14 protein-coding genes are annotated in these 18,432 nt (G+C 30.3%); 8 read left to right on the top strand and 6 right to left on the bottom strand.

What is annotated here, in order from left to right; translation table 11 throughout:
• Positions 1 to 13: 13 nt before the first annotated feature.
• From A7L45_RS05565 to A7L45_RS05555, 3 genes are all read right to left on the bottom strand, one after another.
• A complete protein-coding gene (locus A7L45_RS05565; protein WP_071611851.1) occupies positions 14 to 1,816 on the bottom strand; it encodes an ABC transporter ATP-binding protein in 1,803 nt (600 codons plus the stop codon).
• A 53-nt stretch (positions 1,817 to 1,869) separates the two neighbouring features.
• Complete coding sequence (locus tag A7L45_RS05560; RefSeq protein WP_071611850.1) at positions 1,870 to 2,682, bottom strand: SWIM zinc finger family protein; 813 nt, start codon at positions 2,680 to 2,682, stop codon at positions 1,870 to 1,872.
• 75 nt (positions 2,683 to 2,757) lie between these two features.
• Entirely contained in the window at positions 2,758 to 5,841 is a 3,084-nt protein-coding gene (locus tag A7L45_RS05555; protein WP_084647366.1) for a DEAD/DEAH box helicase, read from the bottom strand.
• Positions 5,842 to 5,997: 156 nt separating this feature from the next.
• On the opposite strand from A7L45_RS05555, the gene A7L45_RS05550 reads away from it, so the two are divergent.
• The gene (locus A7L45_RS05550) at positions 5,998 to 6,903 is read left to right on the top strand and encodes a chemotaxis protein (protein ID WP_071611848.1); all 906 of its coding nucleotides are present in this window, start codon (positions 5,998 to 6,000) and stop codon (positions 6,901 to 6,903) included.
• A gap of 53 nt (positions 6,904 to 6,956) precedes the next feature.
• Here A7L45_RS05550 and A7L45_RS05545 read toward each other — a convergent pair whose 3' ends face one another.
• Positions 6,957 to 8,108: a Rossmann-fold NAD(P)-binding domain-containing protein gene (locus A7L45_RS05545; protein WP_071611847.1), complete on the bottom strand. Its 1,152-nt coding sequence runs from the start codon at positions 8,106 to 8,108 to the stop codon at positions 6,957 to 6,959.
• 356 nt (positions 8,109 to 8,464) lie between these two features.
• Here A7L45_RS05545 and A7L45_RS05540 point away from each other — a divergent pair, with 356 nt between their 5' ends.
• Positions 8,465 to 9,235: a polysaccharide deacetylase family protein gene (locus A7L45_RS05540; RefSeq protein WP_071611846.1), complete on the top strand. Its 771-nt coding sequence runs from the start codon at positions 8,465 to 8,467 to the stop codon at positions 9,233 to 9,235.
• A gap of 61 nt (positions 9,236 to 9,296) precedes the next feature.
• On the opposite strand, the gene A7L45_RS05535 is transcribed toward A7L45_RS05540, so the two are convergent.
• On the bottom strand, positions 9,297 to 10,658 hold the full coding sequence (locus A7L45_RS05535; protein WP_071611845.1) for an MATE family efflux transporter: 1,362 nt from the start codon (positions 10,656 to 10,658) through the stop codon (positions 9,297 to 9,299).
• Between the two features lie 311 nt (positions 10,659 to 10,969).
• Between A7L45_RS05535 and A7L45_RS05530 the strand changes: the two genes are divergently transcribed.
• From A7L45_RS05530 to A7L45_RS05500, 6 genes are all read left to right on the top strand, one after another.
• Positions 10,970 to 12,448 (top strand): spore germination protein, encoded by a 1,479-nt coding sequence (locus A7L45_RS05530; protein WP_071611844.1) that lies wholly within the window; start codon positions 10,970 to 10,972, stop codon positions 12,446 to 12,448.
• A gap of 31 nt (positions 12,449 to 12,479) precedes the next feature.
• Positions 12,480 to 13,637: a Ger(x)C family spore germination protein gene (locus A7L45_RS05525; protein ID WP_071611843.1), complete on the top strand. Its 1,158-nt coding sequence runs from the start codon at positions 12,480 to 12,482 to the stop codon at positions 13,635 to 13,637.
• A gap of 278 nt (positions 13,638 to 13,915) precedes the next feature.
• Positions 13,916 to 15,016: a GerAB/ArcD/ProY family transporter gene (locus A7L45_RS05515; RefSeq protein ID WP_071611841.1), complete on the top strand. Its 1,101-nt coding sequence runs from the start codon at positions 13,916 to 13,918 to the stop codon at positions 15,014 to 15,016.
• Between the two features lie 98 nt (positions 15,017 to 15,114).
• Complete coding sequence (locus A7L45_RS05510) at positions 15,115 to 15,438, top strand: rhodanese-like domain-containing protein (RefSeq protein WP_071611840.1); 324 nt, start codon at positions 15,115 to 15,117, stop codon at positions 15,436 to 15,438.
• A 42-nt stretch (positions 15,439 to 15,480) separates the two neighbouring features.
• Positions 15,481 to 15,882, top strand: coding sequence for a large-conductance mechanosensitive channel protein MscL (mscL, locus tag A7L45_RS05505; RefSeq protein WP_269466335.1), 402 nt, complete (start codon positions 15,481 to 15,483; stop codon positions 15,880 to 15,882).
• Positions 15,883 to 16,000: 118 nt separating this feature from the next.
• A complete protein-coding gene (locus A7L45_RS05500) occupies positions 16,001 to 17,095 on the top strand; it encodes a DUF3810 domain-containing protein (protein ID WP_071611838.1) in 1,095 nt (364 codons plus the stop codon).
• Between the two features lie 99 nt (positions 17,096 to 17,194).
• Here A7L45_RS05500 and A7L45_RS05495 read toward each other — a convergent pair whose 3' ends face one another.
• The gene (locus A7L45_RS05495; protein ID WP_084647364.1) at positions 17,195 to 18,301 is read right to left on the bottom strand and encodes a C40 family peptidase; all 1,107 of its coding nucleotides are present in this window, start codon (positions 18,299 to 18,301) and stop codon (positions 17,195 to 17,197) included.
• Positions 18,302 to 18,432 lie beyond the last annotated feature (131 nt).

Genomic DNA, 18,432 nt, shown 5'->3' with positions numbered 1-18,432 from the left:
TATTACCTGCCTTTTACTCATAACTTACTGGCGCATCGTCCGTAAAATCATCAATATTTGTTTGTATCTCCCATATCCTTTTATAAATACCATCTTTTTTAATAAGCATTTCATGGGTTCCTATGGTTTCAATCTTTCCATGATTTAATACTATTATTTTATCTGCATCCATTACTGTCGAAATTCTGTGAGAAATTAAAAATGTAGTACTGTTTTCACTCCTCTTTTTTAGTTTTCCTCTTATGATTCTATCAGTTTCAGAATCAACTGCACTTAATGAATCGTCAAATATTAGTATTGGCATATCTTTAACAAGTGTTCTTGCTATGGCCACTCTTTGTCTTTGTCCTCCTGAAAGTGTAACACCTTTCTCTCCAACAACAGTGTCATATCCCTTATCAAAGTTCGTTATAACATTATGCACAGCAGCTACACTAGCTGCACTATAAATTTCTATATCCTCTGAATGTATCTTTGCCATTTTAATATTTTCCTTTATACTTCTTGAGTAAAGAAATGGCTCTTGAAGCACTATACCTACATTACTTCTCATATGTTTTCTTTCAATATCCTTAAGTTCTATTCCATCAATTTTTATAGACCCACTATTATAGTCATAAAGCCTTAATAATAGATGTACAAGTGATGACTTACCTGACCCCGTTGGCCCAACAATCGCAACTGTTTCACCTCTCGCAACCTTAAAAGTTAAATTTTTTAGAATCTCATTACCTTTCTCGTATTCAAAGCAAACATTTTCAAAAATTATTTCTCCTTTGATCTCACTCTTAAGAGCCTTTCCATCTTCACTTTCCACTGGAGTATCGAGAATCTTAGATATCCTCTTAAGTGAAACTGACATTTTACCCATGTCAGTTAGAACTCTACCAAGTTGCCTTACTGGCCACAATAACATTCCTTCATAGGTATTAAATACCACCAAAGTACCCAAACTTATTACTCCATTAACTGCAAAATAAATACCCGAAACCAAAACTAGACCAATTTGAGTCATACAAAGTATATCAGACGATGACCAATAAATTGATTCTAGTTTTACTAATTTGAAATTTAAATCTCTATATTTTATATTTTCTTTTTCATACTTTTCAATTTCAAAATTCTGTCTTCCAAATGCTTTCACAACCCTAACTCCACTTAGATTTTCTTGAAGAATAGTTGTTAGAACACCCTCTTGTTCATCTGCTTTTTCAAAGGTACTTTTAATTTTATAAAAAAACACATATGAGAATATAAAAATAATCGGTACTATTACCATTGCAATAATTGTCATCTTTTTATTAAGTGACAACATCATTATTATTGCAAATACTACTATAAAAAATGCTCTTCCTATTTCAACCATTTGCGTTGCAAAAAACTTTCTAACGGTTTCCACATCCGATGTACACCTTTGAATTAGGTCTCCTGATTCTGCTTTCACATGATACTCATATGGCAAGTTTTGAATATGATCATAAAGCTTCACTCTCATATTTCTTGATATATTTTCAGCAGCCCTAGCTGAAAAATTCCCACTTAAGAATAAGAAAATACCTCTTATACATGTTAATGTTACAAGACTTAATGCACAAATCCATAAATTTGTTATAAGTACTTCTTTGCCACCTACTGCCATAATAATCTTTTGCAGAGGTTTTATTACATCCATTGGTTTATTACCTATTACTGAATCTATTGTTATTTTTATAATCAAAGGCTCAAGCATTGCTATAAATGTAGCTGCTGCTATTGAAATTATTGCTACGATATATAACACTCTATTACCTTTAGTTAAATTTATTAGTTTCTTCATACGATTTTTCTCCTCGCGACTTTACCCATCAAATGATGATAATACATCAATACTTACTTTCTGCTTAAATACTTCCTTGTCTCCTCTTCAGTGCTCGTATATGCCACCGTCATTTTACATTTAAACTCATCATCGCTCATGCAAAATTTTGGAATTCCAAGTGTCGTTATAACTTCATGTTCAACTTCTGGTGTTATATATGAAAATGTCATATTTAACACATCTTCATCTATTCTATCAAAATTCTCAAATTCTCGTTTTAAATCCTCTATAGTTTTTCTTGACCTACGATGTATTTTCGCCTTTCTATTGACCTGTTCCCCTTCATTTCCACTTCTTAGAGTTCTGAGTGCTTTCAAAAAATTTTCTTTATCCATGCCTCTAAGCTTTAAAATTACAAAGGGATCTTTATCAAATTCAATTCCAAGCATATAATGAACTGCAGCTATATGCTTGCATGGATTTGCAACATCTGAGCATGAACACTCACTTACTAAATGTATTTGTTTTTTAGGAAAAAGAGTTACTCCTCCTTCTTTAAAAGCTTCCTCTATGTTTTCTGGCATTTCTCCATTTAAAAGTTTAGCGCAAAAGATAGCCTTTTTCACCATAACATTCATGATTTTTTTCCACTGATCTTCTGTAAACGCACTTATTTTTATATTTACTTTATAGGAATCTTCACTGCTGCCTTGAACTCTTGCATTTATTTCTCCTATGCAAAAATCTAAATTCAGCACATTGCCTTCTCTTGCGCATTCGCGTCCACTGTCAATCGTGGAACTTTCGGTAAAACTAGAAATTGCATTATTCCACTTTTTAGACCACCAATTACTACCAAATTCATTTCTTATTCTTCCAGTCACGAAGTTACATCTCCTTGCCTCTATCCATGCAAATAACAACTATTAAAAAACCGTTTTAATTGTTATCTGTGAATTTTATATTTTATTGTCATGCTCTAATATAAATAATTCACGGAGCTCCTTATTGCTCATCTCTGATATCCAATTTTCATTTGTTGACACTACACTTTCAGCAAGTGCCTGTTTACGCTCTAACATTTGATCTATTTTCTCCTCAAGAGTTCCCATGCATATAAATTTATGCACATGCACATTTTTAATTTGCCCTATTCTAAAAGCTCTATCCGTTGCCTGGTTTTCTACAGCAGGGTTCCACCATCTATCAAAGTGGAATACATGATTAGCTTTTGTTAGATTTAAACCAAGTCCTCCAGCTTTTAATGATAATATAAATACCATAGGCTCACTCGTGTCATTTTGAAATATATTAATTAATTCTTCTCTTTTCTTTCTGCTCGTTCCTCCGTGTAAAAACAATGTTTTTACTCCTAGTTTCTTCTCAATTTCCGCCTCCAAAATATGTCCCATTTCTGCAAATTGAGTAAATACCAGTGACCTATCCCCTTCTGCAATAACAATTTCTAGCATTTCGAGGAGCCTTTCAAGTTTTCCAGATCGACCCTCAATCTCGCCATTGTCCTTTAAAAACTGTACGGGATGATTACAGATTTGCTTGAATTTTGTTAATGAAGAAATAATAAGTCCTCTCCTTTGAATACCCTCAGAATCATCAATTTTATTTAAACAATCCTTTACCACAGCTTGGTATAAAGTAGCTTGCTCCTTTGTTAAAGATGCATATTCCTTCGTCTCAATTTTATCTGGTAAATCGCGAATAATGTTTGTATCAGTTTTAAGTCTTCTTAATACAAATGGTGAAATTATTTTTTTCAGTTTATTACTTTTTTTAGGGTCTCCATCCCTCTCTATTGGGACTGCAAACTCACTTCTAAAAGTTGACCAATTGTATAGATATCCTTTATTTAAAAAGTCCATAATAGACCACAAATCTGATAGTCTATTTTCAACTGGTGTTCCCGTTAATGCAACTTTATATTCCGCCTTAAGGGTTTTTATATACTGAGTTTGTTTTGACGCACTATTTTTAATATTTTGTGCTTCATCTAATATAATCCCCGCCCATTCTTCCTTTTGAAATAAATCTCGGTCTCTTACTATTAGCGCATAGGTTGTAATAACAACCTCATTTTTATGTATTTCTTTGCTAAAGTTTTCATAACTCCATCTGCTATTTCCGTGGTGAATTGCAGATTTAAGACCTGGTGCAAACTTTTCAATTTCTCTTTCCCAATTTCCAACAACAGATGTGGGACATATTATTAAGGTTGGTTTATCAGTTAACTTCTTTTCCCGCTCATAAAGCATAAGGCATATACTTTGTACTGTTTTTCCAAGCCCCATGTCATCAGCAAGGCAAGCCCCTATACCATGGTTTCTAAGAAATGTTAACCATGAAAAACCTCTTTTTTGATACTCACGAAGAGTACCCCTAAAACCCTTTGGAATATTAACTTGCTCTATATTATTTAAATTAAATAATTTTTCAAAAAAATTTCCAACAGCTTCTTGATTATCCATATTATCAACACTAACTCCAGGAACTATTTCTTCATCACTTAAGTTAAGTCTTAATAATTCTCCCATTGGAATCTTTCCATTAAGCCCCTTATTCATTTTCATCTTAGAAAGTGACTTAATTTGATGTATATCAACCTGTACCCACTGACCCCTTAACTGAATAAATGGCACCTTTAAATTTGATATTTTATCAAATTCTTTCTCACTTATTTCATTTCCATTTAATGCTAATCTCCAATCATATTCAAGAATAGTATCCATATTAAATAGACTCTTTACCGCTAAATTAGTATTAGTAGTGTGGTTTTTATCTTTTAATTTAACAGAAAGCCGTGAAGGTTTTTTCCACCAAGCTGGTGTAATAATACCAAACCCTTTCTCCTTCAAAAAATAAGCTGATTCTCTTAAAAATGAATAGGCTTCCTCCTCAGATAACTTGCATTCTATTGGCACTGAATCATATAGACTCCTTTCAATAGGGATAAATATCTTTGATGCTACAGCTAAATCCTCAAGTAACCTCTCTTGCGGATTATTAAATTTTTTATTCAAATATGTTATTGTATCAACAGACTCTTCAAAAATCATTTTTGCTGGTAGCATTAGGCTAAGATCATCCTTATCTTGAAGCAAATACTCTATTGTCCAATCCTCTTCTCGTCTTGGTGGATTAACCTTAAAACATGTTCGAAATTTAAAGTTATTATTCTTAATCTTTATAGGTTCTATCCATTTCTTATATTCCTTTAGTATTTTTATCTGATCACTTGTGGAAATAGGCATATCCGGTAATTCTGAGAAAAGAGAAAACATCCAATTACTACTTAAGTTACTCAAACCATCCTCTAAATTATTAGTCTCATTGTTTATACCAGTGCAACTACTTCTAACCATACTATCAATCATACAATCCATAAAATTGCTTACCAATTTAGTAGCATTTGTGTACACAAATTCTTGATTTTCTAGATCAAAATATGATTTACAAGTTGCAGGCATATTACTGCATAAGATCTTTTTCTTATCAATATACTTAGGATCACTTGTATGCCATCTCCACTGAGAATTCACTTTTTTATTTACCCGATCAATAGTTAATGATGGTAAATATTTATGTTTTATTATTAGCTCAGCTGTAAATTTAGCTACTATAATCCAAAATTTTAATTCCCCTGATAACTCAATTTCGTAAAGATTGTTTCTATCTATATTTAAAATCATATCGAATGCATCTAAATTATTAAAAGCAATCCCCCTAATTTCTCTCTTAAGAAGATCCTTAGATTCAAAATCGTATTTATACTTTCCATGTTTTATGTCTACTGCTTGTTCTTTAATAATACTTCTAAGTTCAATAACTGAAGACATTTTTTCATATAGTGGAAGTGCATTTTTAGGTTTCCTACCTCTTCTTGTACATTTAGTTTCGCCACTCTCGCCCCACAATATAAATGTATGCATACCTTCTGTAGTTTCTATCCATCCGCCATTTAATATCAAATTTACTTCACCCTCTAATAATGCTGTTAACATTTTTCTACGTACTATACAGTTTACCATATTTAGCTTAAGAATTTCACTTTTATATTCTATTTTATTATTTTAAATTCGACTTTTCATTTAAAAGTAAAGTTATAGCAGTTTTGTTCGAGATATTAAGTACATATAATTTTTATGAAATACTATCTTTATATCTATTTGAAAGTGGGGGAAAATATGAATACTAATAATATACTCTTAGAATCTGGAACTGGCGAGGTTGAAATACTTGAATTTATTATAAATAATAAATTTTATGCAATTAATATTATAAAAGTTAAAGAGGTAATAAATGCAAGCAATTTAACGAAACTCCCTGAATCACATCCTGCCATAGCAGGACTTACGCTGTATAGAGATAAAATAATAACCTTAATTGACTTAAGATACGTTTTAGAGAAACAACATAAAAACGAAATTGAATCACCGATTATTCTTTGTGAATTTAATAAAATTGAAGTGGCCTTTAGTATTGATAGCATTGTAGGTGTTCACCGTATTAAATGGGAACAAATAACAAAACCAGATGATATATCTACTAATTCACTAGTTATAGGAAATATTGTTTTAAGCAATAAAATAATATTAATGTTAGATTTCGAAAAAATAGTCACCGACATCAGCCCTTCTACTGGAATTAGTGAGGACAGAATAGTTGATATAGATTATAAAGATAGGTCTAATGTTAAGCTTGTACTAGCCGATGATTCTCCTTTAATTAGAAAATTATTAAATGATACTCTTATTAAAGCCGGTTTTGTTAACTTAAAAATATTTAATGATGGAAAGCAAGCTTTAGATTATTTATTGGATTTAGTTTCAAAAAAAGGAATCGAATTTATGGAAGATGTCCAAGTTCTTATAACTGATATTGAAATGCCACAAATGGATGGTCATACCTTAACAAGGAAAATTAAAGAACATGTTATTCTAAGAAAATTGCCAGTTGTTTTATTCTCCTCATTAATTACAAGTGATTTAAAACATAAAGGAGAAGCAGTTGGTGCAGATGCTCAACTAAGCAAGCCTGAAATAGCTGAACTGGTATCTTGCATTGATGGATTTACTAACAAAACCAGTTAAAAAGTATTGTATATGATTATAAAGCTGTGAATGTCTAATTCACAGCTTTATAATTACATTACTATTTCTGATACCTCATTTTCATAGCCATTTAAGCTTTCTTCAAAACACTCAATAGTTCCTCTATATATTGCTCTATTAAAGTAATCATTGTTATTTAAATTAAAGTCGCTAGAAGAGTACCCTATAAGATTTTGTATAATGTATATAAGTTGTTTACCATATAAATCCATGTTACCTTTTGGTTTAACCCCTGGCCATGCGTTACAACTTACAACTGTCCTTTGATTAATTACTTCGATGCACTTTGGCACATCACTATACTCAATATCATTTGGGTACATAACAATTTTATCTAATGTTCCATGTGGTATACCTTCTACCGCCTTCACCTGGAAAGGGAAAACATCTGTTAAGTATGGGTCTGACGTTAAATCTAAAATTATAGAATGATCCTTTAAATATCCGATTAGTTCATTTGTAACAATATATTTTGTCGCATCATTTCTAGTAGTTGCATCCACTAAAATATCTGTCTTTGCTAATATTTTTATCATCTGTTTTTTATCATCTGTTATATTTCTTGGTAACATATTAACAAGTACACCCTTCGATTTTTCCTTAAGTATTGCTTCACTTTCTTTATTATTACCATATTTACCTGCCATTTTCGCTGCCGTAAGTCCCACTCGTCCCATACCCATTATGCTCACAATTATAGGTTTTTTCGCGCAAATATTTTCGCTTTTATAACTTTTAGCAAGCTCTGTAAATGCAACATTAATTCCATTTCCTGATGTACCCTCATAATCAACAACAATTCTTTCAAGAAAATCATTTCTGATAGAATCCATCGAAACAGCAAATATGCCCCTTTCTTTAAGCTTTTCTACTCTAGTAGCCCTAGTAGGATAATGAAGCATACTTAGCAAAATACTGCCTTCTCTCATATAGTCGATTTGCTTAAACTCTGGCGACCTTAAAACTACAACGATATCTTTTTCATAACATTCCTTATTAGATACAAATTGTATTGTTTTATTTTCCTTTAAATAATCTTCATTTGTATAACCTAATGCTAGACCATATCCCTCTTCCAGAAATACTTGCACATTTTCTTTTTTAAGTATACCAATCAATGATGGTAAAAAATCTCTTTTCTCATTTTTTTCTTTATGCATTCTTGGAAAACTTATAGTTTTCAATAAAATCATCCTCCTTATTTTGCGGTCACGAAAATAACATATATTAACTTTTATTCCCCTACCTATTCCTCTGTGGGATAAAATCGTCATCTGCATGCAACATCATTAAGCCGTTTGTTTTTTAATTTTCTTTATAATTGAATATTAGATATAACAATAAAAGATTATTTTGAAGTGTTTAAACTTTGAGTGTATTTATAGTTGAATTGTATTATGAATAACTATAATATTACTTTTTATTAATTTTTGACAAGTAACAATTTGAACCGTATAATTAAGTTGTTGCTTACTTACAACTTGATTATACAATGCAAGTTGTAAGTTTGCAATATTATATTAGGAGGTAGTGATAATTTATGAAATATTTTTTAGATAAGTATCTTAAAAAAACAAATTTTGATTTTATTTTAACTATAGATTGTGAAGGATACAATTTCGATAAAAATTTAAAAAACAATGTCCTTAACCTAGAATCGTTATTAAAATTAAATTCTGAAAACAATATATATACTCTTTTATTTATAACTCCCTACTTCGCTCAAATGTTGAAAGAAGTGAATCTAATTGAAAAGATAAAAAACAATTATAAAGTTATATTTGGCCTTCATATTCATCCAAATAATCTACCGGAAGAAATAGAAAAACATTGTACATTTATAAAAAGCGATGAAGATTTATTATCGTACTACTCTTATGACCAGCAAAAACTTATAATAAAATATTGTTATGAATATATTTTAAAATTAGGAATTGAGCCAATCCAGGCTTTTCGCGGAGGATATTTTTCTATAGATGATAATACAACAAAGATATTAAATGAATTAACTGACATTAAGTATGAATCCCACAATGTTTACAGACCTGAATATAAAGTGATAAAAAATGAATTAACTCCATTATCTGTTTACGCACAAAATGAAACCGAAGAATTAAGACTTGAATATTTTAATACTAAAAAGCTTTCAGAAATGCTTCAAAAAGGTATTGATGAAAATAAAAAACTATTTGGAATAACTCATAGTTACCTATTAGATCCAAATGATTTGCATTATAAACGTGATAATATAAAGCCAAATATCCATGAAAGAATGAAGATTTTAATAGATATTATAAATAAAAACAGATAAATTTCTACATCAAAATAAATAGCAATTTTTTTGTTTTATTAATATTTTCTAAAGGAGCTTGTTAAATCAGACTCCCTTTTGATCCATTTGATACTTTATTGGATTTATACTCAAAGAAAATAAACATAAGTAGTGCATCTACTCCCCATTGAAATGCAGTTATCCACCAAACCGCTGTAATTGAGGAATTTAAAACATTAATAAAATAATATGTTAATGGTAACCTTATAATCCAACTTGTAAAACAGCTAATTAAAAATGGACTCTTTACATCACCTATCCCCTTTAGTGCTCCTGCAAATACTAATGATAAGCCTATAAAAGGCTGCTCTGCTGCTCCAATTGCAAGACACTTTCCTGCTAAATAAGCAACTTTTTTCTCATTATTATTTACAAATAAATCCACTAAAAGATTTGGCATAAATAAGAATATTATTGCAAATATACTCATCATAGCTGCTGCGTAAAATGCGCAGTTAAACGCAACTTTTTTCGCTTGCCTATAATCTCTTTTCCCGACATTAATACCTACTAGAGTAATAACCGCAATGCCAAAGCCAATACTTGGCATAACTGAGATACCCTCTATCATGTTAGCTATTGCATCAGCTGCAAATGAAACACTCCCAGATTTAATTATAACAGAAACGCACATAAGCTTACTGATACTAAAAGCTGCTTCTTCCATTGAACATGGAATAGCTAGTACTAGTATTCTTTTAATATCATTAAAACATACAGAAAAAACATAGATTAATTTGAGTTTAACTTGTGATTTAAATACAGTATAATAAAAACAAAAAACAAATCCACATAAATAAGCCACTGTAGATGCTATAGCTGACCCATCTATTCCCCTTGTATTAAACACGATACCAAAAACTAATAAATAATTCAGAATAATCTTTATAAAAAGTACAATTAAAGAACATACAAATGGTATGAAAGTATTCCCATATCCTATTAAAATGGAATTTAAAAGCCTCATACTCATGAAAAAAAATAAGCCTACAGAGTTTATCTTTATATATGAATATCCTATTTTAAGTATTTCATTCCTAGCCCCCAGTAAATAAAGAAGCTCTTTACCAAAGAAAAAAACTACTATTGTAATAATTAAACAAAACCCAATTCCTAAAATAAATCCTAATGACGCGAATCTCTCAGCATTTTTATATTTCCCCGCACCCACTAGTCTAGAAACTAGCGAAACAATACTTATACAAAATCCTCCTGAAATAAATACTTCTATAAATGCATTTGTTAAATTATTACTTAACCCTACAGCACTTACCGCTATATTTCCACCATATCTCCCTATAATCATTAAATCAAATATAGACATTAATGTATATATTGTTATCTCCGCAACTACCGGTAGCGAAGTATTGAGTACTTCATTCATTGTATACTTATTCGCCATACATAAGCTACCTCCTAATGATTAACTTTCATTATTAAGTATATTAACTAAATCTCTTTTAATGAATACTTCTGAAATGTCTTTAAATCCATTTGATATATATATCTGTGACTAAAATATTTAGGAATTGGATAAAGTATATATATAGTTAGTTATTATAATATAAAGGATATTTAAAGACATTTCACAAAGAAAGTCTCCCACTATTATAATTGGAAGTTACATACCCTAACAAATAGAAAACTTCAGTGGTGTATTAATCTCCTTCTGAAGTCGTTAATATTGCAGCTCCCCAGGAGATGATTTAACTTATGAATACAAATGATTTTTCAAATATAAAACTATCAAAATCCTTAGATGAAAATATTAATATAATAAAAAATATTTTCATTAACGATACAACCGTCGTATATAGATCTCTATCAATTGGAAAACATAACAACCCTAAGTGTATGATTATTTATATTGACGGAATGGTAAATTTAAAAGTAATTAACGAGGATGTTATAAAACCACTCCTATTAAACGATATACCAGTAGTTGACAATAGTAATATTATACATATTCTAATACAACGGGTGCTTCTAACTGCGGATAACAAAAAAAACTCCTCTGTTGATAATATAATCAATGGAATTATATACGGTAAAACTATGCTTTTCATAGATGGAATAGATCAGGTAATTTCTATAAACACCATTGGATGGCAAACTAGATCAATTTCGGAACCTCAAGCAGAAACTATAGTTCGCGGTCCTCGTGAAGGCTTTACAGAATCAATGAATTTAAACCTTACACTTCTTAGGCGTCGGCTTATAAATCCAAATTTAAAATTTGAATTTATGAGAATTGGTAAACAAACCAAAACGCAAATATGTATATGTTATATTGATGGCATAGCAAAAGAAGATATTCATAAAGAACTAATGACAAGACTAAATAGTATTGATATTGATGGTATTTTAGATTCTGGTTATATAGAAGAACTTATAAAAGACGCTCCCTATTCTCCCTTTAGGACCATTATTAATACTGAAAGGCCTGATGTGGTAGTAGGTAAGCTCCTCGAGGGTAGGTTTGCAATTATCTGTGATGGAAGTCCTGTTATTTTAACTCTCCCAACTATTTTTGTAGAGGTATTTCAGAGTAATGAAGATTATTATGACAACTTTTTATACTCCTCCTTTATTAGAATTTTACGTTGGTTATGCTTTTTTATTTCAACAAGTATTCCAGCAATTTATGTGGCCCTTGTAACTTTCCATCAAGAACTAATTCCAACTCCGCTCCTTATAAGTATATATGCTGCAAGAAAAGGTGTACCTTTTCCTTCACTTGTTGAAGTGCTTAGTATGACCATCATATTTGAAATACTTAAAGAGGCGGGTCTTAGGATGCCTAAAAATGTTGGTGGAGCTGTTACCATAGTAGGCGCCTTAGTGCTTGGTGATGCTGCAGTTAATGCAAGACTTGTGAGTGCCCCCGTAGTTGAGATTACTGCAATAACTGGGATTGCAGGTATTATGCTACCTCAAGTTTTGGGTGTAGTTTCTATACGAATAATTTTTTTAATTTTATCTTCTTTCCTAGGCTTTTATGGTTATATTTTTGGCGTTATGGGCTTAGTTCTTCATATGATGTCACTCCGTTCATTTGGTATACCATATATGACTAACGTACCCTCTTTTTCTGCTCAAGATATAAAAGATACAGTAATTAGGGCTCCCTGGTGGGATATGTATTTAAGACCGAAGATGTTTTCAAAAAATAAAAAACGAATGAAGAAATAATAAAGATAAAAAACAAAAGGATGGCATTCACATGAAGAAAAAAATAGTAATAATAATTTCTATTATAATTATATGTCCTATTATGTTTTGTGGGTGCTGGAACTATAGTGAAATAGATAAATTAGGAATAGTAGCCGGTATGGCAGTAGATAAAGATATCCTATCAGGTAAGTATATCCTTACAATAGAACTTATAACTTCAGAATCTCAAGGCGCTTCCTCCACCACAAGTTCTAAAACCTACACCTCAGAAGGTTACAGTATATTTAATGCAGAAAGAACTATGGTATCAAAAGTTGGGTTAGCACTATTTTGGAGTCAAGCAAAGGTAGTAATAATAAGCGAATCAGTGGCAAATAGTGGTGTACTTCCTGTACTTGATTGGGTAAATCGTGATTCTGATCTTAGACCAGATATGTGGCTTCTGATATCAAAGGGTAATAATGCCTCTGAAATTTTAAAATCAACTGTCAACCCTAATCAGATAGCTTCTTTTAATCTTGACGATACTATGAATCTGCAATACCTACTTTCTAAGTTTCCTGCTTCGAGAGTATGGTCCTTTGTTGACAAATTATCATTAAAAGGACATTGTCAAACAGTAGCTACAGTTAAAAATGAACTTGATGATGATATAATAACCTCCCATGTGGATGGATCTGCTATATTTAAGTCTGATAAGCTTGTAGGATATCTAGATGGTACTGAAACTTTATACATGCTTATGATTAAGAATAAAATACAAGAAGGTTTAATTCCCTTAAAAAAAGTTGCCGGTTCTGACACAAACGTAACCTTAGAAATATTTGAAAACAAGACTAAATTAACACCTCATTATAGAAATGGGAAAGCTTCTCTTACAATTGATATAGACCCAGTTGTAATTATAGCTGAAGTTGAAGGTAATAAAGATTTTATGAACGAAGAATATTTAAAAACACTTCAGAGTGAAACAGAAAAACAAATCGAAAATAATATTCAATCTTTAATTAGTAAAATACAAAAAAATTATGATAACGATGTTTTAGGTCTGGGTGATATCTTTGAGAAAGAGAACCCAAAGGCATATGATGACTTCAGAAATAAGGGAGAAAACCTTTTTACAAAGATAAAAACTAATGTTAATGTACACTTACAAATAAAGGGTAGTGGTAGAACAAAAAAGCCTATCCCTATAAAAATTAATTAAAGGAGATTTTATAAATGTTTTTACTTATAATAATTTTCTATGCCATATTAAGTTTTTTTGAATCCCGACTATTATTTAAAGAAAGAAATAAAAATAAATTAATATTTTACTTTTTTCTAATTCTATCTTCAATGATGGTTAATGTTTTTCTATACTTAGGCGTTCATTTGCCTAGTCCATCAAATCTAATAAAAAATATTGTATTATCTATATTGGGTAGTACTAACTAGTTTTCGTATTACTGTTTATAATTATGGTAATCAAGATGGGAGAAATAAATGAAAAACGAAATGATATCTGTAAGGCAAGGAATTATACTTATAATAATGTTCTTAATTGGAAGCACTTTTTTGATTGGTTCAGGTGGCATTGCAAAACAAGATGCATGGATTTCAATAATTATCGCTATCTTATGGGCTTGTATATTATACCTTATGTATTCTAATATTTTATCTTTATATCCTGGACAAGATTTATATGATATAACAAAACTGCTTATGGGAAAGTTTATAGGAAATATAATAAATATACTAATGATCTGGTTTGCCTTTCATCTTGGAACCTTAGTTCTTAGGAACCTATCAGAATTCACCAATGCCTTAGTCTTACCCGATACACCAGTAATATTACCTATGTTTTTTTTAACAATTTTGCTTATATGGAGTGTAAAAGCAGGTATCGAAGTCTTAGGAAGATGGTCTGAGTTTTTTATTTTGGTTGTATTTATAATATTTATTTCTATATCTTCTTTATCAACATCTCTAATAGATATAAGCAATTTAAAACCAATACTTAGAGATGGTATCGACCCAGTTTTAAAAGGGGCTTTCTCGAGTTTTGCTTTTCCATTTTCTGAAGCTGTAGTTTTTTTGATGGTATTTTCAAACATAGCTAAAATAAAAAATTATAAGAAAACATTTTTATTAGGCTTATTATTAGGTGGAGGCTTGGTTTTCGTAGCAACATTTAGAAATATCTTAGTGCTAGGAGGTGAAACCATATCTAGAGTATATTTTCCATCTAGCTTGGTCATAAGCCTTATCCATTATGGTGATTTGATTCAAAGACTTGAAACCACAGTAATCGTTGAATTTTTAGTATGCGTGTTTGTTAAAATAAGTATATGTATACTCGCAGTTTGTAATGGTATTTCTAAAGTGTTTGGGTTTAATGATTATAAATTTATTGCATCGCCTGTAGCTCTTTTGATGTTAAGCTTTTCATTATTCATTTTTAAAAGCACCATGGAAATGGAATCTTGGGCTTCAGATATATACCCATATTACGCTTTCATTTTTGCAGTTATAATTCCTTTAATTATTTTTATTTTAGCAAAAATTAAAAATAGAAATTCAAAAACCACAAAAGTAATTAAATAATGTTCTTTATTATGTTCATATATTTATTACATTTTACTATCTATCTATCAGATGATATACTAATACTATAGATTTTTCATCAAAAGGAGGCATAAATTATGTTTGATTCAAATGTTAAAAATGTAAGTGCAAAAGAAGCTTATGATCTTATAAAAGATGACAAAGAATTTGTTATTTTAGATGTACGAAGTAAAGAGGAATACGATAGTGGTCACATTCCAGGAGCAAAACTTGTTCCAGTTCAAGTTCTTACGTCAATGATTGATGAACTTGATAAATATAAAGAAAAGAAAGTACTTGTTTATTGTGCATCCGGTAGAAGAAGCCCAATAGCCGTAGATACTTTGGCAGACAATGATTTCAAAAATATATATCATCTAAGTCGTGGGATAGCTTCTTGGAAATACGATAGATCTAAATAGTTAAATCATCTCCTGGGCCGTTAAAACATACTTTGGAAGGGCGTGTTACATATGTTTAAAGAATTTAAAGACTTCGCTCTTAAAGGAAATGTTTTAGATTTGGCATTAGCTGTTGTTATTGGCGGTGCATTTTCTAAAATAGTTGCTTCTTTAGTTACTGATCTTATAACCCCTATACTTGGTATAATAATAGGTGGAATCAATGTTTCTAGTTTAAAATATAATATACCCTCATCCATATCTGGTGGAGTAGCTGTATCAATCAATTATGGATTATTTATTCAATCTGTAATAAACTTTTTAATAATTGCATTTTCACTTTTTATCTTTATAAAAGTTATACAATCTGTCCAAAAGAAAAAGACAGAAAAAATAATTGTAAAAGGTCCCTCCAATGAAGAAATATTATTACGTGAAATCAGAGACTTATTGAAGCAAAAATAATAGTATAAAAAGTTTCAAGTAAAATTTATGCTTGGAGCTTTTTATACGACTTATTCTAGCTTCAAATCAATCTATATAATTGCAATATATACTTATAATGTATGAAAGGGAGTTTTTTATGAAATTTTCTTTATCTAGAAAACAATTATTTTTAATTTTACTTTTACCAATAGGTATTTCACTCACTCAATTGTGTAGGGTATATCCAAATTTTACAGAGAGATTTTATTCCTTATTTATTTATAAAATAATTGTTACTACTATAAGTTCTATTACAGACTTTTTCCCCTTTTCTCTTGCAGAATGTATAATTATATCTTTTTCAGCGTTTGTATTATTGTATATTTCTAAAACAATTTTTAGTTTGTTAAGACACAAAAATAAAAGAAAAAGAATTCTAAAAAATATGTTATTAAATGCACTTGCAATATCAGGACTAATATATTTTTCATTCCAACTTTTGTGGGGTTTTAACTATCAAAGGCTTCCACTAGCTAAAACACTCAAATTAGATGTTCATAATTCAACCACAAATGAACTTGCACTTCTATGCAAAGACCTTATAACTAGTTCAAATACATTAAGGGAGAAAATAAGTCAAAATAAAAACGGTATAATGAAACTTTCCAATAACAAAAAAGCCATTTTGGAAACTGCTCACCTAGGATATGATAAGGCCTCATTACAATTCGTAATATTAAAAGGCACTTATGGAGCACCTAAGGGCATATTATTCTCACATCAAATGTGTTATACGGGGATTACAGGTTTTTATTTTCCCTTTACAAGTGAAATAAATATCAATATAGCAGAACCTGATTCATATCTACCTTTTACGATATCTCATGAGATGGCTCATCAAATAGGCTTTGCAAAAGAAGATGAAGCAAACTTTATTGCTTATATAGCCTGTATAAATAATCCTGATATAAATTTTAAATATTCTGGTACACTTGCAGCATTAACATATTCACTTGGTTCATTAAGACAATATGATCCTCAAAAATATAAGGAACTGATTTCAGTTTGTAGTAAAGGTGTGCTTAATGATATGCTCTATAATGAAAACTTTTGGAAAAATTATTCTGGTCGTATTGAAAAAATTAGTGAAGGAATCAATGACACTTATCTTAAATCTGCAAGTCAAAGATCCGGCCTAAAAAGCTATAGTGCGATGGTGGACCTGCTTCTTGCTAATTACAGAAAAAAATAATTTCTTTAACACCTTATTTAAAATGAAGCACGGTATTAAAGAAATTATTTTTATATGAACAAATTTATCTATTCATTTTTGTTATTATTGTACGATATATTATTTAAATCTTCTTGCTGACATATAATCGCTTCTTGTCATCTGTGATATTTTTACTACTTCACCTGTTTGAGGTGCATGTATATATGAACCATTTCCCACATAGATACCAACATGATGAGGACTTCCTGTTCCAAAGAAGACTAAATCTCCTGCTTGTAAATTATCTCTAGACACATATTTACCCTGAGTTATCTGGTCATATGTAGTCCTACCCATACCGATTCCAAAATGAGCATATACATATTTAGTAAAGCCTGAGCAATCAAATGTATTTGGGCCATTAGCACCCCATTGATACGGTGTCCCTAAAAATGTCTTAGCATATTCTATTATTGCATTTGAACTAGTTGATGATGATTGCCCTGGTGCACTTCCTTGCGTGCTAGGTTCAGCTTCCACTTCCCTTACCACATTACCTCTTGATGGAGTAATTTGTTTAACACTCTGAGTATTCATAACAACATCCTGTTTAGATGTTTGTGATATTTCATCCTTATGTAATTCCTGCTGTTTTTTAGATTCAACAATTAATTTACTTTGTACTCTTTTCTCTGCACTAAGCTTGTCCAATTTATTTTCATTATTTACCTTTAATGCTAGAACTTTTACCTTATTAGCATTTAGAGATTTTTGAGTAACTTCAATAGCTTCTTTTTTGTCATTTAATCCTTTAATAATTTTGTTATCATATTCTACAATATTTTTTATATTCTCCACTCTAGAAATAAGATCCCCTACTCCATTTGAGTCGAGTAATATTTCCACGTAGCTACCTGCACCATTCATATACATGGATCTCATTCGCTCATTAAATAGGGCTTGTTCCACTTTTATATTGCTTTGTGCAACTAGTATATCTTTTGTATTTTGATCTATTTTCTTTTGAGTACTAATGATATCATATTTTGCTTTGTCAATCCCAGAGTAGATATTTTCAATATTAAAATCTAGATTCTCAATAGATAACTCTAATTTTTCTAAATTCTTCTGTGCTAAACTATAAGAGTCCTGTTGCTGTGATAATGGCGCAGCTATTGCTGAGATACTTACAAACATAGTTAACCCAATTGATATAAGTAATGGTAATATTTTTCTTTTCATCATTATTCCCCCACATTAATTGTTTTAAAATCATCATAAACTTTCATTTTACTTCATTAATAATATTATTATAGCATTATATTATAACAACTCCTAATAACAAATTACGCAATCGTAACCGTTGCCAGAGATTA

The sequence above is a fragment of the Clostridium estertheticum subsp. estertheticum genome (genome assembly GCF_001877035.1).
Taxonomy (GTDB): domain Bacteria; phylum Bacillota; class Clostridia; order Clostridiales; family Clostridiaceae; genus Clostridium_AD; species Clostridium_AD estertheticum.
This window is presented reverse-complemented; position numbering and strand designations above follow the sequence as displayed.

What these genes read in the sequence shown, in the direction of transcription:
- A7L45_RS05500 (WP_071611838.1), top strand. Translation starts at nt 16,001, where the DNA reads ATGAAATTTTCTTTATCTAGAAAACAATTATTTTTAATTTTACTTTTA.
- A7L45_RS05495 (WP_084647364.1), bottom strand. Translation starts at nt 18,301, where the DNA reads ATGATGAAAAGAAAAATATTACCATTACTTATATCAATTGGGTTAACT.
- A7L45_RS05565 (WP_071611851.1), bottom strand. Translation starts at nt 1,816, where the DNA reads ATGAAGAAACTAATAAATTTAACTAAAGGTAATAGAGTGTTATATATC.
- A7L45_RS05530 (WP_071611844.1), top strand. Translation starts at nt 10,970, where the DNA reads ATGAATACAAATGATTTTTCAAATATAAAACTATCAAAATCCTTAGAT.
- A7L45_RS05550 (WP_071611848.1), top strand. Translation starts at nt 5,998, where the DNA reads ATGAATACTAATAATATACTCTTAGAATCTGGAACTGGCGAGGTTGAA.
- A7L45_RS05555 (WP_084647366.1), bottom strand. Translation starts at nt 5,841, where the DNA reads ATGGTAAACTGTATAGTACGTAGAAAAATGTTAACAGCATTATTAGAG.
- A7L45_RS05525 (WP_071611843.1), top strand. Translation starts at nt 12,480, where the DNA reads ATGAAGAAAAAAATAGTAATAATAATTTCTATTATAATTATATGTCCT.
- A7L45_RS05535 (WP_071611845.1), bottom strand. Translation starts at nt 10,658, where the DNA reads ATGGCGAATAAGTATACAATGAATGAAGTACTCAATACTTCGCTACCG.
- A7L45_RS05510 (WP_071611840.1), top strand. Translation starts at nt 15,115, where the DNA reads ATGTTTGATTCAAATGTTAAAAATGTAAGTGCAAAAGAAGCTTATGAT.
- A7L45_RS05540 (WP_071611846.1), top strand. Translation starts at nt 8,465, where the DNA reads ATGAAATATTTTTTAGATAAGTATCTTAAAAAAACAAATTTTGATTTT.
- A7L45_RS05515 (WP_071611841.1), top strand. Translation starts at nt 13,916, where the DNA reads ATGAAAAACGAAATGATATCTGTAAGGCAAGGAATTATACTTATAATA.